Source organism: Eisenbergiella porci, from assembly GCF_009696275.1.
GTDB lineage: Bacteria > Bacillota > Clostridia > Lachnospirales > Lachnospiraceae > Eisenbergiella > Eisenbergiella porci.
In genome coordinates this window covers 1-17,006 of record NZ_VUMI01000078.1, presented here as the reverse complement: position 1 = coordinate 17,006, position 17,006 = coordinate 1, and the positions used below count along the sequence as shown (strand labels likewise).

General features: G+C 48.7%; 14 protein-coding genes and 1 riboswitch. Of the genes, 2 read left to right on the top strand and 12 right to left on the bottom strand.

Annotated features, from left to right (window positions below; translation table 11 throughout):
- Window positions 1-439: 439 nt before the first annotated feature.
- The 7 genes from metK to FYJ45_RS27155 form a co-directional block, all read right to left on the bottom strand.
- On the bottom strand, window positions 440-1,627 hold the full coding sequence (gene metK, locus FYJ45_RS27180) for a methionine adenosyltransferase (RefSeq protein ID WP_021640377.1): 1,188 nt from the start codon (window positions 1,625-1,627) through the stop codon (window positions 440-442).
- Window positions 1,628-1,706: 79 nt separating this feature from the next.
- A riboswitch (SAM riboswitch) is annotated at window positions 1,707-1,805 on the bottom strand.
- Window positions 1,806-2,009: 204 nt separating this feature from the next.
- Window positions 2,010-3,302, bottom strand: coding sequence for a UDP-N-acetylglucosamine 1-carboxyvinyltransferase (locus FYJ45_RS27175; protein WP_021640375.1), 1,293 nt, complete (start codon window positions 3,300-3,302; stop codon window positions 2,010-2,012).
- Window positions 3,303-3,678: 376 nt separating this feature from the next.
- Window positions 3,679-5,250 carry a M23 family metallopeptidase gene (locus tag FYJ45_RS27170; RefSeq protein WP_154468139.1) on the bottom strand — a complete coding sequence of 524 codons (1,572 nt, stop codon included), beginning with the start codon at window positions 5,248-5,250 and terminating at the stop codon, window positions 3,679-3,681.
- Window positions 5,251-5,327: 77 nt separating this feature from the next.
- Window positions 5,328-5,900, bottom strand: coding sequence for a flavin reductase family protein (locus FYJ45_RS27165; protein ID WP_154468138.1), 573 nt, complete (start codon window positions 5,898-5,900; stop codon window positions 5,328-5,330).
- Window positions 5,901-5,963: 63 nt separating this feature from the next.
- Window positions 5,964-6,863 (bottom strand): phasin family protein, encoded by a 900-nt coding sequence (locus FYJ45_RS27160; RefSeq protein WP_195842008.1) that lies wholly within the window; start codon window positions 6,861-6,863, stop codon window positions 5,964-5,966.
- Window positions 6,844-7,080 carry a hypothetical protein gene (locus tag FYJ45_RS29945; RefSeq protein ID WP_195842007.1) on the bottom strand — a complete coding sequence of 79 codons (237 nt, stop codon included), beginning with the start codon at window positions 7,078-7,080 and terminating at the stop codon, window positions 6,844-6,846. Before FYJ45_RS29945 ends, FYJ45_RS27160 begins: the two co-directional genes overlap by 20 nt.
- A 486-nt stretch (window positions 7,081-7,566) precedes the next feature.
- A complete protein-coding gene (locus FYJ45_RS27155) occupies window positions 7,567-8,229 on the bottom strand; it encodes a GTP pyrophosphokinase (RefSeq protein ID WP_021640370.1) in 663 nt (220 codons plus the stop codon).
- A 169-nt stretch (window positions 8,230-8,398) separates the two neighbouring features.
- Here FYJ45_RS27155 and FYJ45_RS27150 point away from each other — a divergent pair, with 169 nt between their 5' ends.
- Window positions 8,399-8,665 (top strand): hypothetical protein, encoded by a 267-nt coding sequence (locus FYJ45_RS27150; protein ID WP_021640368.1) that lies wholly within the window; start codon window positions 8,399-8,401, stop codon window positions 8,663-8,665.
- A gap of 292 nt (window positions 8,666-8,957) precedes the next feature.
- Window positions 8,958-9,608, top strand: a complete 651-nt coding sequence (trhA, locus tag FYJ45_RS27145; RefSeq protein ID WP_154468136.1) for a PAQR family membrane homeostasis protein TrhA — start codon at window positions 8,958-8,960, stop codon at window positions 9,606-9,608.
- A 146-nt stretch (window positions 9,609-9,754) separates the two neighbouring features.
- Here trhA and FYJ45_RS27140 read toward each other — a convergent pair whose 3' ends face one another.
- The 5 genes from FYJ45_RS27140 to FYJ45_RS27120 all read right to left on the bottom strand — a co-directional run bounded on the left by FYJ45_RS27140 (window position 9,755) and on the right by FYJ45_RS27120 (window position 16,711).
- Window positions 9,755-12,217, bottom strand: coding sequence for a sensor histidine kinase (locus tag FYJ45_RS27140; protein WP_154468135.1), 2,463 nt, complete (start codon window positions 12,215-12,217; stop codon window positions 9,755-9,757).
- Entirely contained in the window at window positions 12,192-12,890 is a 699-nt protein-coding gene (locus FYJ45_RS27135; protein WP_154468134.1) for a response regulator transcription factor, read from the bottom strand. The genes FYJ45_RS27140 and FYJ45_RS27135 overlap by 26 nt, the downstream gene beginning before the upstream one ends.
- A 260-nt stretch (window positions 12,891-13,150) precedes the next feature.
- The gene (gene galE / locus FYJ45_RS27130) at window positions 13,151-14,167 is read right to left on the bottom strand and encodes a UDP-glucose 4-epimerase GalE (protein ID WP_021640363.1); all 1,017 of its coding nucleotides are present in this window, start codon (window positions 14,165-14,167) and stop codon (window positions 13,151-13,153) included.
- Between the two features lie 78 nt (window positions 14,168-14,245).
- Entirely contained in the window at window positions 14,246-15,163 is a 918-nt protein-coding gene (locus FYJ45_RS27125) for a nucleotidyltransferase family protein (protein WP_154468133.1), read from the bottom strand.
- Between the two features lie 474 nt (window positions 15,164-15,637).
- Window positions 15,638-16,711, bottom strand: coding sequence for an acyltransferase (locus FYJ45_RS27120; protein ID WP_154468132.1), 1,074 nt, complete (start codon window positions 16,709-16,711; stop codon window positions 15,638-15,640).
- Window positions 16,712-17,006: the final 295 nt, after the last annotated feature.

The window sequence follows — 17,006 nt, the reverse complement described above, 5'->3', positions numbered from 1 at the left end:
GATCTTTACAAAATCGATATGCCTGTAGCTCTTGTTGAAAAGCAAAAGGCAAAAGCTATCAAGCAAGCCAAGAAACTATTACAACGAGAAGGATTACTTCCGCCTGATGAACCATTAGCTTCTTGATTTAATTTCCTAACTCTATAACACTTCAAAAAGTTGCCTGCCTTAGACAGCTTATTCAAGTGCGTCCATTTATGGTTTTCCTCTACTTTCTTTCACACTAATTCCTCCTTCCTGGATAAAGCGTAACAGATGCTATTCTTTATATCTATCCAGAAAGTGCAAAATTTATGTAAAATCAAAGTTAACTGTTTGGCCGGTCAGTGGATTTGTTGTGCCAAACGGCTAAAGAGTTAAAAATATGGTAAAAAAATACGAAGCTGTCCGGAGCCTGCATATTTGATGCAAAGGCAGCGGACAGCCGCGTGCTGTGATTTTAGAGGTATTTCTTCAGGACTTCCGCTTTGTCCAGTTTCTCCCAGGGGAGGTCGAGGTCGTGGCGGCCGAAGTGGCCGTAAGCTGCGGTCTGTTTGTAAATCGGGCGGCGCAGATCCAGCATTTTGATGATTCCGGCAGGTCTTAAGTCGAAGTTTTCACGGATGATTTCCACCAGCTTCTCATCGGAGAGCTTTCCGGTTCCATAGGTATCAACCATAATGGAGGTAGGCTGTGCCACGCCGATGGCGTAGGAGAGCTGGATTTCGCATTTATCGGCCAGTCCTGCGGCAACGATGTTCTTTGCCACATAGCGGGCTGCATAGGCTGCGGAGCGGTCTACCTTGGTGCAGTCCTTTCCGGAGAAAGCGCCGCCGCCGTGACGGGCATATCCGCCGTAGGTATCCACAATGATTTTACGTCCGGTGAGTCCGCTGTCGCCATTGGGTCCGCCGATCACGAAGCGTCCGGTGGGATTGATGTAGAATTTGGTTTCATCGTCAATCAGCTCTGCGGGCAGAATGGGATCGAAAACATATTTTTTGATGTCTTCATGGATCTGTTCCTGGGTTACGTCGGCATCATGCTGCGTGGAAAGGACAACGGCTTCCAGGCGGATGGGCTTTTCATTTTCATCGTATTCCACGGTTACCTGGCTCTTTCCGTCGGGCCTTAAGTAAGGAAGGGTTCCGTCCTTGCGCACCTTAGTCAGCTGTTTTACCAGCTTATGGGCAAGGCTGATGGGGTAAGGCATGTATTCTTCGGTTTCATTGGTGGCAAAACCGAACATCATGCCCTGGTCTCCAGCGCCGATTGCTTCGATCTGGGCATCAGTCATTTTATGTTCCTTGGCTTCCAGCGCTTTGTCAACGCCCATGGCTATGTCGGGGGACTGTTCGTCAAGAACTACCATAACGCCGCAGGTGTTGGCGTCAAAGCCGTATTCGGATTTGGTATAGCCGATTTCACGCACGGTATCACGCACGATTTTCTGGATATCCACATATGCTTTTGTGGTGATTTCTCCCATTACCATAACAAGGCCGGTGGTGGTGCAGGTTTCACAGGCTACACGGCTCATGGGATCCTGCTCCATCAGCGCGTCAAGAACCGCGTCGGAGATGGCATCGCACATTTTATCGGGATGGCCTTCAGTTACGGATTCAGAAGTAAATAAATGTTTCTCCATGTTTCCTCCTTTTGGACATTTTGTCCTGCAATAAAAAAAGTCCGCTATAAGCGGACCCGATGTTAATGATAATCAAATCCTCTTATTGTTCGAAATGCTCGCTCAGGTTGGCACCTTCCTCTGACGGGGTTGCCGTGGCTTCGCAGGTCCTATGTACCTCCACCACTCTGAATAAGAGATGATACAATATTGAATTTTCTTATCTGTGACTACGTTCCTTACAATACACCATATGCTGCGTTCTGTCAACGGGACATTTCCCGGGAAATGTCCAAAAAACTGAAAAAACAGGAGTATTATATTTCCACCGGCATCCGGATACAGGAAAATAAACAGCCTGGGATGCCGCTGTTTTGATATTCCGCTGTTTCAGGAGCTCAGATCAGACTACCTTAAAACGAAATTTTTTCACGTCTCTTTCGTTATCGACTTTTTCTATCATTGCGCCTAGGCCCCTGAGCTTTTCGGGGAAATTCTCATAGCCTCTTTCGATATAGCGGATATCATCCACGGTGGAGATCCCTTCCGCTGCAAGTGCCGCGATCACAAGCGCCGCGCCTGCCCGGAGATCCGGAGCCGTAATGCTTGCGCCGGTGTAGCGGCCCACGCCGTCAATTATCGCCGTGTTCCCTTCTACTTTAATGTTGGCGCCCATTCTGGTAAGCTCATCCACATATTTAAAACGGTTTTCGAAAATACTTTCCGTTACGATGCTTGTCCCCTGGGAAAGTCCCAGCGCAACAGTGATTTGGGGCTGCATATCCGTGGGGAATCCGGGATAAGGAAGGGTTTTCACATGGGTATGGTTCAGCGGCCTGGATGCCACAACCCTGACTGCGTCATCGGACTCTTCCACCTCACAGCCAATCTCCATCAGTTTGGCGCTGATGGATTCCAGATGCTTGGGAATTACATTTTTTACCGTAACATCACCGCGGGTGGCAGCTGCGGCAAACATGAAGGTTCCCGCTTCGATTTGATCCGGTATGATGGTGTATTCCGTCTTATGAAGGCGTTCCACGCCTCTGATACGGATCACATCCGTACCTGCGCCCTTGATATTAGCGCCCATGCTGTTAAGGAAATTGGCAAGATCCACCACATGAGGCTCCTTTGCCGCATTTTCAATAATGGTCATTCCATCCGCCATGGCTGCGGCCATCATAACATTGATGGTTGCGCCCACGCTGACTACGTCCATATAGAGATGGCTGCCCTTCAGCTTTTCGGCCTCCGTAATGATCAGGCCGTGTTCAATGCGCACATCCGCACCCAGAGCCTTGAAGCCCTTGATATGCTGATCAATGGGGCGGCTACCGATGTTGCAGCCGCCGGGAAGAGCGACCTCTGCTTTATTGTATTTGCCTAAAAGAGCGCCCAGCAGATAGTAGGACGCACGGATTTTCTTAATATAGTCATCTTCAATTACAAGTTCATGGATAAGGGAGGCATTGATTTTCACGGAATGCCTGTCCACACGCTCCACAATTACACCAATGCTCTGCATCGCCTGGAGCAGTATATTCGTATCCCTGACATCGGGCATATTTTCAATCAGAACCGTTTCATCTGTCATTACCGAAGCTGCCAGTATGGCAAGCGCTGCGTTCTTGGCACCGCCTATCTCCACTTCACCAACAAGCGGATTCCCGCCTTCAACCATATATTGTTCCATATCAACCTCTTTATGTATGCGGGCTTAGCGCAGCAGCAGCGCGCCCACCGGCATACGGATCCCTTCACACGATTTCCACTGATTACCAACTTTTTATAATAGCCTGATCGGACTGTCACTTTTCAAAAATTATTATTGACTGTCAGCCTCTCTTTATGCAAACTCATCATTAGTAAAATCTGACACACAAATTTTCGATTATTATACCATATATACAAAAATTTTGCCACTTAATAATCCATATGCGATTATACCACATTTTTTTACTTTGTAAATGGGTAATTCCACCTACATTTTCCACGGGAAGTATGGAATTTGTAACTATGCATCATAATTTTACCCGTAAAATGATGGAATTACCCATTTAATATTTATTTTAATTCAGATATTTAAGCGGGTTCACCGCCTGTCCGTTAATACGCATTTCAAAATGTATGTGAGGTCCCGTGCTCCGTCCGGTATTTCCGCTGAGGGCGATTTTCTGGCCCTGGCTGACCTTCTGTCCCGGGGAAACCAGCACCTTGCTCAGATGGCCGTATCTGGTTTCTCTTCCGTCCGCATGCTGGATATACACAACATAACCGTAGCCGCTTCCCCAGCCGGCCCTTGTTACGGTTCCGCCGGAGGAGGCCATGACGGCGGTTCCCACAGGCGTTGCCCAGTCAATTCCCTTATGGTTGGTGGAGGCGCCCCTGGTCGGTGCGTTCCGGCCCCCAAAGCCTGATGACAGCCGCCCTCCCGAAATGGGCTTAATATAAGTAGGCGGAACCTTGGTCCCTCTTTTTACAATCTTGGGAACCGCTTCGTAATCCACCTCTTCGAGAATGATTTCTTCGCCAATCTCCTCGCTGTTTCTATAGGTTACGATGCTCGCCGCCTTACGGTGTCCGGCGGAAGGCTCCTGCACCACCTCCTGCCTTGTGGTATACCAGTCATCCACGTCCACATACTGCACCGGCGCATCATAGCTTTCTTCCGCATAAACCAGCTCCTGATGAATGACGGAAAGCTCAGGCTCGGGCACTGTTATAATCAGTTCATCACCAACCCTTATGGTGGAATCCGCGCTTTCCAGCCCCGGATTAATAGCAACCAGCCCGTCCACAGTCAGGCCGTTATTCAGCGCGATCTGGGAAAGGGTATCCCCGGACTGCACTTCATATATCTGCTCTTTTTCCTGTTCCTTGGTCACCTGGTCTATAGCATCCGACAGGCTGGTGATTTCATCCTCCATCAGGTAGGCTTCCACCACTTCCACCGTGTCCGCATACGCCAGATCCACCAGCCCATAATCCAGACTGTCAAAATCTCCTGCCATTGTGGGAACGGCCTGTTCGAATACTTCATCAAAAAGCAGTCCTACCCCGGCGCTCAGCTCCACCTCATCCGGATTCTTACGCTTATCGGCCGGGCAGATAGAAGTGGTCAGCACATTCAGCTCACGTACCGGATCCACCACCAGATCCACCACATATTCACCGTCCGGATCGTATTCACTGAGACAGGCGGAAAGCAGGGACAGAACCTCCCCGCTTGTTTTCAGGTTGACCGTATATTCGTTTATTTTTACCGTATATGCATGCTGCAGCGTTTTGCAGATGCTGTCCTTCAGTACGTCCTTCATATTCTGACGGATGGTCCTGTCACTGTCCACCGCGCCGAAAACCATACTTTTCCCCTGCAGCTCCAAATCCGCCGTCATGAATACAAGATCCTGATTATCCCTCACAAGCTCTTCCCTGGCGCTCTGCAGTATATCCTCCGCCTTTTCCGGCTCATCCGTACAGCCCACAATAACGCCGTTAAGCAGAATGTCCGCCACATTGTCCCCTGTGTGTACAAACCTTCCGAAGGAGGGTGCAAAAAGAACAGCGGCTGCTATCACGCAGAACGCCGTTAAAATAAATGTCGCCTGTACTCTTCTGTAATATTTCGTAATACTTTCCATGAATTCTGCTTTTCTTCCCGAAACCTTATATCCTTATTTTTTCGCAATTGATCCGTTCCCTCACAGCTGCCGGACGGTTACTTGTTTTTCTTCTTTGCAACACTGTAGCCGAAATTTCCCACTTCTTTTCCAAGCGCGTAATAACGGCCGTGGGAATAGCAGATGGGAGACGACTTATCCAGATGGAACCGGTTATTCTTATCCATATACGCTTCATCCACGCTTACGGAAACCACCTCCGCCACAAACATGGTATGGCTTCCCAGCGGAAGCGTCTGTTTGACACGGCATTCCAGGCTCACCGGGCTTTCCTGAATCAAAGGGGCCTTTACTACATGTCCCGGTACCGGAGTCAGACGGGCCTCTTTCCATTTATCCGTATCCCTGCCGCTTCTGACCCCGCAGAAATCTGCGGCCCAGGACAGCTTCTCCGTGGTCAGGTTGATTACAAATTCGCCTGTTTCCATTATAAATGCATAGGAATACCTCTCAGGACGCACCGATATGGAAACCATGGGCGGGTTGGTACATACGGTGCCTGCCCATGCGACGGTAAGTATGTTGCTGTTTCCTTTTTTGTCCGCACAGCTGACCATAACTGCCGGCAGGGGATAAAGCATGTTTCCCGGCTTCCATTCCTGTTTTCCCATGTATCCTGAGGCTCCTTCCTGATACTTCCCTGATTATGCCATAAACGGCCAAATTTTTCTCTCTTACATTCCAAGTATTCCCAGAATCTGTAAAATAAACAGCGCCACATTAGCCAGGGTTGCCGCCAGCGTAACTATAAGCAGCGGCTTCAGTCCCTTGTTGGACTCCTTCAGCTCTTCCGTCTGCTTCTTCACTTCCTCCACAACCACTGCCTGGACATTCCGGTATACCTTTACATTTTCCTTATGGTTAAAATCATCGGCCTGCTTCTGCATTTCCCGCAGGCTCTCTGTCTGTCCGAACACCAGCTCACGGATTTCCTCCACTCGTTCGGCCGTTTCAATATTTCTGTTATTCACTTCCTGGATTTTGGAAAGGCTCTCCTGTGTCAGCTCACGGATTCTGTCCAGGCTCTCCTCCGTAATCCCTTCCAGCTGCTGCAGGCTTACCTCCGCAAGATGGGACAGCTTCTCCACTCCGTCTGTTGTAAGTCTGCCAAGGCCTTCTTCTCCCGCCGACGATACCCTCGCTATGCCGGAGGTACCGTCCTCAGCCATCTGCTTCAGGCTGTCCGTCCCGCTCTCGGATAACTGACGCAGGCTGCTGGTTCCATGTTCCGCCAGCTGCTTCAGGCTGTTGGTCCCGTCAGCAGAATATCTGCGCAGCCCTGCCGCACATTCCTCCGCCAGCTTCTGGACCCCATGAAGGCTTTCTTCCGCCAGCTTCTGCATTCCCGCCGCGCTTTCCTCCGTCAGCTTCTGGATTCCGGCAGTGCTTTTATCCGTGTAGCGCTGAATCACATCCAGCGTTTCCACATTCTTCATATTGGATTTTCTCATTTCCTGAAGATATCCGTCATACTCCACCAGCTGGTTCCTGAGGCGCTTCGCCTCCTGCGCATCCGGCGTCATGGAGCCCGCCTGGCCCATCCGGTAAGCCGAATCATCTCTGTAATTGTCCATCTGAAAAATCCTCCCGTGTAAACTGTCCGGTGACAGCGCTCTCCGGCCGCAAATCATCCGTTCCTTCACCCTGTTCCGAAACTCTGACTGTCTTCTGTGATATATAACCCATGCCCTCACGCCGCAGCTCCACCTTGTCCGCCGCAGGGGCATGCAGTTTCATTCCGCCAAAAGCCGGTATCTGCAAAAGCAGACATAATCCCGCTATTTTCCCCATTTTAGCATCATTCCCCTGATTTTACAACCGCTTATTCTCCCACCTTCTCACTGTCCGCCCGGCTTTTTTGTGTATTATGCACTATTTTCAATGATGTACATTTCAATTTTTATTATAATTCACCATACATTTACATCTTGTTCATAATTTATTCATAATTCATTGCTATACTTAATTCATAAGTTCAAGAGAAACAAACAATAACATTCACTTAGCAAACATAGATAAATTTTTTCATAATAGCCCCGGCGCCTATGGTGTCGGGGCACTCCTCACTTTTGCCCACTATGAGCCGGGCGGAATAAAAAGGATAAGGCTGCAGGGAAAAGCAAGCTTTCCCCTGCAGCCTTATCCTTTTTATTCCATGAGGCGACAGCCTCAAGCCCTGGTACGCGCAGCGTATCAGGGCTTGCCCCGGCGGACTGCAATCCCCACTCTCACTTCCCGCTTTCCGTCCTCTTAACTGAAAGCCATACACTCTGTCTACTAATCATCCCTCTCCCCGCTAAGACTAAGTATCTCTTCATTCAGCGACAGCATCCTCGCATCCAGATCCGACACCATCCTTGCGCATTCCACAAGCTCCGTCTTAATATGCTGGGGGGCATTTCCTTCAAATTTATAATTAATTTTATGTTCCAGGCTGGCCCAGAAATCCATGGCGACCGTCCTGATCTGGATTTCCACCTTTACCTCCACAATCCGGTCCGACAGGAATACCGGCACCGTCACCAGCATGTGATAGCTCTTGTAGCCACTGGCCTTGGGATGCTTGATGTAGTCCTTGACAGAAATCACCTTGATATCATTCTGGTTCCCTATCATGTCAGCAATGCGGTAAATATCAGACGTAAAAGAGCATATCACGCGTATTCCTGCAATGTCGTTGATGTACTTTACCATATTCTCTATTGTGGATTCGTAACCGTACCTTTTCAGCTTCTTTACTATGCTTTCCGAGGTCTTCATACGAGACTTGATATGCTCTATCGGATTATAGCGGTGCACATGCTGGAATTCATCATTCAGGATTTCCAGCTTCGTATTTATCTGCTTCAGTGCCGCACTATAAACCAGGGTGACTTCCTGCCAGCTGTCCACCTGGTTCTCATTATCTACTACATATTCCACTTGCTTCATCAATTTCATCCTCAATTTAACTTTTTTACGATGTTATTATACCATAGATTTACAGTGAACATGGAAAGTTTACAAAAAATTAATAAAAACCGTATTCTATTGCCTTTCCCTTTTCTTTCCGCTAAACTATGATTATTCTCAGACGCACAAAAATAATACAGATTATGAGGTGATTCTTATGTTCCGTTTATGGGCAAAAATATTTAAGGATAACAGAATGCTGCGCGATACGGTGATTTGTGATGATTCATCGGAAACAAGAACGCATAAGGTATTCAATGCTCTGGACGAAATCTGCTATCAGTTCGACCTTGGCAAGCCCATGTGGCTTGATGCTACGATACATGATTTCAAAAAACACAGCAAGGCCCGATTTACCCCGGATAATTTTGTTGAACAGATCGATTTTGATTTTCTGGAGATTCAGGTAATCGAAGAAGACTGAGCCTTGTTATTGTGAGCGAACATTATTTATTGCTTTTTGAGCCTGCGATATAATGCATGCAGCCAGGGATTGCATTACCGCTGATGCCTGCCCTTCTTACGAAGGGGAGCCTGTTTGTCTTTCAGCAGGGCATGCCGGCAGTCAGCACCAGACTACAGATATACACGAAAATATATTTGTATATTTTCATTGACACTCCAAATAATATGTTGTAGTATCATAATATGTAAGACGTAGTTATCAAAACTACATGTTGCATTTTGTCATGATTGCTAGAACAGGAGGCATTATTATGAGTGTTACAATCAGAGAACCCGGGAGTGCAATAACCCATTTCATTGGAATGATGATGGCTATCATCGCTTCCACTCCACTGTTGATAAAGGCTGTGTTATCCAATCAGCCAGTTGTTTTTATTGCAATGATCGTTTTCATCGCAAGTATGATTCTGCTGTACGGCGCCAGCGCCACTTACCATTCCATCAATGTAGGAGGACGGATTCTTCGGGTATTCCGCAAGATTGATCATATGATGATTTTCGTCCTGATAGCAGGCTCCTATACCCCCATATGCCTGGTAGTCCTTGGCGGCAAGCTGGGATATACGCTTCTGGCCGTTGTCTGGGGCGTTGCTATCTTCGGAATGACTATTAAAGCGGTATGGATTACCTGCCCCAAATGGTTTTCTTCTGTAGTCTACATCGCCATGGGCTGGATTTGCCTGGCAGTGTTCGGCCAGCTGTGGGATACGCTTCCCCGGGCCGCCTTCCTCTGGCTTCTGGCAGGAGGGCTGATATATACAGCAGGCGGTATCATTTATGCGCTGAAGCTTCCTATTTTTAACAACAAACATAAATATTTCGGATCTCATGAAATTTTCCATCTGTTTGTAATGGGCGGAAGCATCTGCCATTTCATCTTTATGTTTAAATATGTGGCATAGCTTTAAATGGAATATAGGCGAAGAGCTTTATTTTAAGGCCGCGCTCACAGAACTAAAAATGCTTCAGGACCAAGCCGTCTGCTTAGCCCTGAAGCATTATTTACAATAGCTTCTTAATTGTAATCCTTCTTTCAGTCAGCCATTTATTATTCTTCCGGACTCACTGCTTTAAATGTTACATATGCAGTGAACAGATCTGCAATAATAGCAATCCGGAAGGTTCCGCCGCAGGCCTCTGTAAAGCTCCGGGCAATGGACAGGCCCAGCCCGCTTCCGCCGTCCGTACGGCTGCCGTCGCCGCGGGTAAAACGCGCGGTATAATCAATACTTCCGTCCAGCTCATCCGCTGATGTATTGGTGACGCTGGCCGTCAGCATGCCGTCCTCTCTTTTCAGGGCAATGTATACCCGTGACCCGTCCAGGGAATATTTCAGGGCATTCTGAATCAGGTTCTGGAATACCCGGTACAGCCGCTGGCCGTCAGCCCTTATAAACTCCTCTTCCTCCGGAATCCGCGCCCTGACAGTAACACAGGAGCTGTGTATCTCTTCCTCCATATCCGCCATCGTCTGTCTGAGCAGCTTTGCAAAATCAATGGTTTCCAGCTTTACGGGCAGCTCCCCGGATGCCGCCTTGCTTACCTCAAATACATCCTGCACCATGGTTTTCAGGCGCTGGGATTTACTTTCCAGAATGGAAATATAATCCTTTACATGGTCCGGCAGCCCCTCTTCCTCCTTCAGCAGCTCCACATAGCTGATGATGGAAGTCAGCGGCGTTTTTATATCATGGGAAACGTTGGCAATCAGCTCCACCTTCATCCGCTCGCTCTGCAGCTGTTCTTTGATGGCCTCCTTCATTCCTCCCTGTATTTCATTCAGATTGGTTACCGCATCGTGGAGATCGGAGTCCTCCGGAAGGTACAGGGGCGCTTCCATATCGCCTTCCCTGACCGCACTGATCTGGTCCACCAGATCCCCCATATCCTGCGCTTCCCTGCTCAATTGCATCAGATACCTGATTTCAGCGGCTGACACTCCCACAATGCCAATGACCGCCACTGCAGTCAGCGCTGCCCAATAGGAATATTCCCCGCGTACCCACGCAACTATGATAACCAGCAGGATAACAATTACAAATGCAGACAAGATCATTATTTTACGGTAACGCCTGAGCATGCGCTGCTGGAACGGGTACTGCAGCTGTCTTACCGCCAGGCTGTGCCGGATACGTCCGCAGAGGCTGTTGAGCCAGACATGCCTGTTATAACAGGCATCATTAAGTGCCAGCCAGATCATCCAGAATACCACCAGCTCCAGCGGAATAATGCGTTTCAGGGCATATTCATAATAAATGTCGGGATTCAGGCCGCCGTAATATACATTATTAACCATGGGAATGAACTGATACACCAGAAAGCCTGCGGGAATCAGAAAAATCAGGACCTTTACCTCGTACCACAGTTTTCCTGTAAAAAATGCCAGCTTTCTGTCCGCCTGCCTTTTTTCCCTCCTGAAAATCCTGCTCACAAGCAGGAAAATTGCAGCAGCAGCCAGTGTAAAACAAAAGCTGCCCATCTCATCCCTTGTTTTCTGCATATCCTGTACAATCTGGTACAGCCGGTTTCCGCCGTCATAATAGCCATAGCCATCTCCATAAAAGGCAACCGTATAAAGCTGCGGTTCATCAATAGCGGCTATTGTAATCCTGGCCTTTCCATATTTTTCATCCACGGGAAAATTCTTATAGCCGGGCACAAACCAGCCGCCGTCATTACGGTATTGGCCGTCCCCGTAAATGTTCAAATCCTTTCCGTTCTTCTTTATAGTGACCTTCTCTCCGTCAAAATAAAGGAGGAAATTGTATCCGTCCGGCAGTTCGCCTTTTTCCCCATCCAGCGCCATGCCGTCTGCATTGCTGTAGAGTGTTTCATCATCATACACAATCGTATACAGAAGGTTCTTGCATTCCTTCAGCATTTCATGGGCTTCGTCTGCCGCCGCTTTGTTATCCGCCGGCTGTCCCTCCGGTGGCTCACCAGCTTCTCCCGCCTCCGGCTGCAGTTCATTCGTACTCTCTTCCACAGCTGACTCCGCTGCCTGCCGTTCATCCGCCCTTTCCTCAGCAACGGCTACTGCAGCTTCAGAGTCCTCAGCTTCCGAAACTGAAGTTCCTGAGGTTGTAGCAACTGATGCAGAATCACCGGGCGCAACATCTGAGGTTACAGTAATATGCGTAATGGAAGACGAGTCACTGCTTCCCAGGCTCCCCTGTACGCCGAAGACCGCTACATTTCCATAGCCAAAGACCTCCGTCCCCATGCTCCTGCTGTAGGATATCGCCCTTGTCTGCTGTTTCTCTGTCCAGGAAAAACTGACGCTTCCTCCGGAGGCCATGGCGAGGAAATCCTGCAGATAGCCTTCCATATAAAATTGGAAGGCGGATGTATTCTGATAATCCGCCTGCAGGGCATCCGGGATATCCCGACCCAGTTTTCCGCCGGCAGCTGCAGCCATCAGCCGGAAAATATCAACCAAAAGCAGAGTCATTCCCAGAAAAAAGGCCATTGCTCCTATCCATCTTTTACTTCTTTTCCATTTTGTATCCAATTCCCCATACCACCTTTAAATATTCTGGCTCCTTCGGATTCAGCTCTATCTTTTCACGGATACGCCTGATATGTACCATTACCGTATTTTCCGGGGCATAGGCTTCTTCCTCCCATATACGCCGGTAGATTTCTTCCGCGGGAAATACCCTGCCCAGATTCCGCATCAGCAGCTCCATGATTTTTGTTTCCGTAGCCGTAAGCTTTACCGGTTCCCCGTCCGCATAAAGAACCCGTTCATTTGTCCGGAAGCAGAGACGGCCGTTGGTCAGTTCCTCCGTCTGCTCTGAAGCGTGGATATCGCCCAGCCGGGTGTAGCGGCGCAGATGGCTTTTTACCCTGGCTGCCAGCTCCTGCGGATTATAGGGCTTGGTCACATAATCGTCGGCTCCCATGGATAATCCCAGAACCTTGTCTGAATCCTCGCTTTTGGCGCTGAGCACAATGATGGGAAGATTCCTTTTCTCCCGGATTTTCATTACCGCTGACAGGCCGTCCAGCCGGGGCATCATCACATCCATGATGAGCAGCTGCACCTGATTTGAAGCCAGCATATCAAGCGCTTCCAGGCCGTCGTAGGCGCGCAGCACCACGTAGCCTTCCTTTTCCAGCAAAATGGCTATGGCTTTTACGATTTCCCGGTCATCATCTACTACCAGTATACATTCATTCATTTCAGGACAGTTCCTCCTTTGAGCTTGGTTTTAGTGTAAACCGGATGTCTTACAAACATGTGGGGGGGATTCTTACAAAAATCTTAACAATCTGGGGGGTGTGAGTTCCGTCGTCTCCGCGGGGCGGTTTTGGGAGGGCGCTTGGGGTGGGGAGGCATGCGGTGTCAGGCGTACAAAAAGAACGGTTTGCAGCTTTTGTTTGGGAAACGCTGCAAACCGTTCTGAGGTGATGCTTTTGTTTAAAAACTTTTTGTGTTTTATCAGTCTTCGTAGCCGTTAGGATTCTGGGACTGCCATTTCCAGGAGTCGGCGCACATTTCTTTGATGCCGTATTCCGCTTTCCAGCCGAGTTCTTTTTCTGCTTTGGAAGCGTCGGAGTAGCAGGTGGCGATGTCGCCGGGGCGGCGGTCTCTGATTACGTAAGGGATTTTAACGCCGGTTGCTTCTTCGAAGTTCTTTACGATATCGAGAACGCTGTAACCTTTGCCGGTGCCCAGGTTGTAGATGTTGAGTCCGGATTTGTCTTCGATTTTCTTAAGGGCCTTTACGTGTCCCCTGGCCAGGTCTACTACGTGGATATAGTCTCTGACGCCGGTTCCGTCGGGGGTGTCGTAGTCGTCGCCGAATACGTTAAGTTCTTTCAGCTTGCCTACGGCAACCTGGGTGATATAGGGCATCAGGTTATTGGGGATGCCGTTGGGGTTCTCGCCGATGGTTCCGCTCTTATGGGCACCGATGGGATTGAAATAGCGTAAGAGAACTACATTCCATTCATTATCGGCTTTCTGGATGTCGGAAAGAATCTGCTCCAGCATGGATTTCGTCCAGCCGTAAGGGTTGGTGCACTGTCCCTTGGGGCATTCCTCAGTAATCGGGATAAATGCGGGGTCTCCATAAACGGTTGCGGAGGATGAGAAGATAATGTTCTTCACGTTGTGCTTACGCATAACGTCTACCAGAGTCAGGGTTCCTGCGATATTGTTTTCATAGTACTCCCACGGCTTGGCAACAGATTCGCCCACTGCCTTCAACCCTGCGAAATGGATACAGGAATCAATTGTTTCTTTTTCAAAGATTTCGTTCAGGGCATCCCTGTCAAGAATGTCCGCCTTATAAAAGGGAACGTGCTTTCCTGTGATCGCCTCTACACGCTGTAAAGATTTCTCGCTGGAATTGCTGAGGTTATCCAGAACGACTACGTCATAGCCCGCGTTCTGCAGTTCCACTACTGTATGGCTGCCGATATATCCGGCACCGCCTGTTACTAAAATTGCCATGGTTTCCTCCTATCCGCCGTATAAACGGCTAAAGCCAATGATTCGCAACAGTCCAGAAAACAAAACTGTTACAATAATTTACCATAAAACATCAGGATATACGCCGTCTGCTTTCAGTTTGGCAATGGATTCCATAACGAAAGGCTTATCTTCCTTATAGGTTACGCCGAACCATTTATCCTTGGAGGAGAGCACTTCTACGGTTGCCTTGCCCTGCTGCAGCAGCTTATCCACTTCAATGGGAAGGAAGCATTCCGATTTCAGAGGGTTCTTCGGAACCTCATTCTCAAAGAAGCTGTTTACCGCACTTTCCAGTTCATCCAGGATGCTTGCGGAAAAGCCCCACATATTCATGGATACGGGTGTGTCAAGCGGAAGCGGTACATAAGTTGCTCCGTCATCCTCCGTATAAGCGGCCCCGTCCGCCGTCTTTACAATCTTGGTACGTTCTGCAATGGTCTTCAGGAATCCATTTTCATCGGTGACACAGCAGCCTCTTGCCACGGAACCATTCTCAGTCAGGGTATTGCCCAGTTCATAGCCTACCATCGCATAGCGGTATTTCTCATCGTCCTGATGGGTTATCAGGAAATCGTACAAGGTCTGGAAAGCGCTTCTTCCATAATAATCATCTGCATTGATTACTGCGAAGGGGCCGTTTACCACGCCCTTGCAGCACAAAATCGCATGTGCTGTTCCCCAGGGCTTTACTCTGCCCTCCGGAATCTGGAATCCTTCAGGAACCTTGTCCAGCTCCTGGAATACATATTCCACATCGATATGCTTGCTGACTATGTCACCCACGCACTCCCGGAAATCTTTTTCGTTTTCCTTCTTAATGATGAAAACTACCTTCTGAAATCCTGCCCTGACAGCATCATACATGGAAAAGTCAATAATCTTGTGACCCTTATCGTCTACAGGGTCAATCTGCTTCAGTCCGCCGTAGCGGCTTCCCATTCCTGCTGCCAGAATTACCAATACCGGTTTATCCATATTCTGCTCCCCTTCTGCGTGCTTTAACACGCTGAAAAAAGGGTCTGTGAAGCTTGCATCCATCCTGTGAAGTTGTTGGATTGTTTCTGTAAAGTCTGCAGGCCTGCTTCACTTTACCCTTTCATTTTATACGGGAACCAATATATACCGCAACTCTTATTTGTTAGGAAGAGCTGTCAAAATGTTAACATGGTTCCCTTAAGTTTTTATTACCCTGCCGGAAGGTTTTCTCCGGCCGCTATCGTTATTATAGCATAAGCACAGATGGGAATCAAATTGCCAAAAATGCCTTTTTTTGTCACGTTTAGTTTTGGGTTACTGTTTTTTCCCTTTACAGTTCCTGCCGGAATCCATCCTAAACCGCCTCCGGCGCTGGGTTGGGGGACACTCCTGGAGCACTTTCTTACGGCTGCGGCGTAAAGGCGCGGATTTGCCTGAACGGTAATTAAGCTCTGCTTATTTACCGGTCCTGGCTCATCCCGTTACAAGGTGTTTTATTACCGGTATTTTTTCCAGAAGGAGGGTGAGGAAAAAGGCGGGTATTATCAGGACAATTGTTTTCAACAGGTTGGTTCCTATATTAAAGCCGGAAAAAAGCAGAGCCATATAGGGAACCAGCATCCAGCCGAATATCCAGTGCAGGTAATAGATACCGAGCGTCCTGCTTGCCACTGCGGTAACGGCGGCATTTATGGCCCGGTTTCTTATTTTCAGGCCGCGGCAGACGAGGAAAATGCCTGCGGCAAGAAGAACCACCGGAAGGTGGCGGTAGCCCTGGACAAGAAGGATGCCGTCCCAGGCCGGATTTTTGCTGGTGTACCATTTTACGCCCCACATGCCCAAAAGCCCTGCAGCGGACAGAAGAAGTCCGAGAAGACGCTGTGCGGTAAGGCTGTTTTTAAAGGTGCCCGCTGTGTGGAGCCAGGCGCCGAACAGGAAAAAGCCCAGCATATTCGCATAGGTGCCGAAGGGATTGAGTATTTCCAGTCCTTCCAGGGAATATACGCCGATCAGGCCCTTGGCGCAGAGTGCATCCAAAAGCATCTGCAGGCCGGTCAGACCGTTGGTCATCAGGATGCCGAAAGCGGCAAAAAAGAGTATGATTTTTCTTCCTGCCTGATGATCCCAGGCGATGCGGAACAGGGGGAATACAAGATAAACCGCCAGCAGGGCTTCAATAAACCACAGATGGCCCGTTCCGATGCCGTCCAGGCTGCCAAAGGTGAAAAGATAGGTAAGAATCTGGTTCCTGCCAAACTCCAGCGGAGGAATCTGGCAGAGCGGTCCGACGGTAAAAAGATAGATAAGCCTCCAGGCAACAAGTACAATATAAATCATTATTGTTTTCCGGATGTGTTTTTCCAGCTTTAGCGGCCTGGTGAAAAGCAGCGCCCCGTTTACCATAAAAAACATAGGGACGCCAGACCAGCAGGCTACCATGAGGATATTGGCGGGCGCAGTCTCCGAAAGCAGGACGAAATGGCAGAAAACCACCAGGAAAATTGAAATTACTTTGATGATATCCAGATACTGGATTCTCTTTTGCATGGCTTGCTCCTTTTATTCTGTAAGCTTTATCTGCAGCAGGGAAAGCGGGCCGCAGTTTTGCACCGGGTGCGCTGCGGCTTCTTTTTAAAGGGGCAGAGTACCCTGGCTGCGGTGCTGTAATCAATTGTATGATACATTCGCGGGAAAAGCAACCTTCCGGCAATTTTTACAGCGCCGAAAGGCGCTGGCAGGTTGTAAATAATCCTCTCGATACTTTTATACTTAAATATTTATTTTCCACATCGCTACGCCCTTTTCATGTTTTTATCCACACCCTTTAGGCATTCGTAGCCTT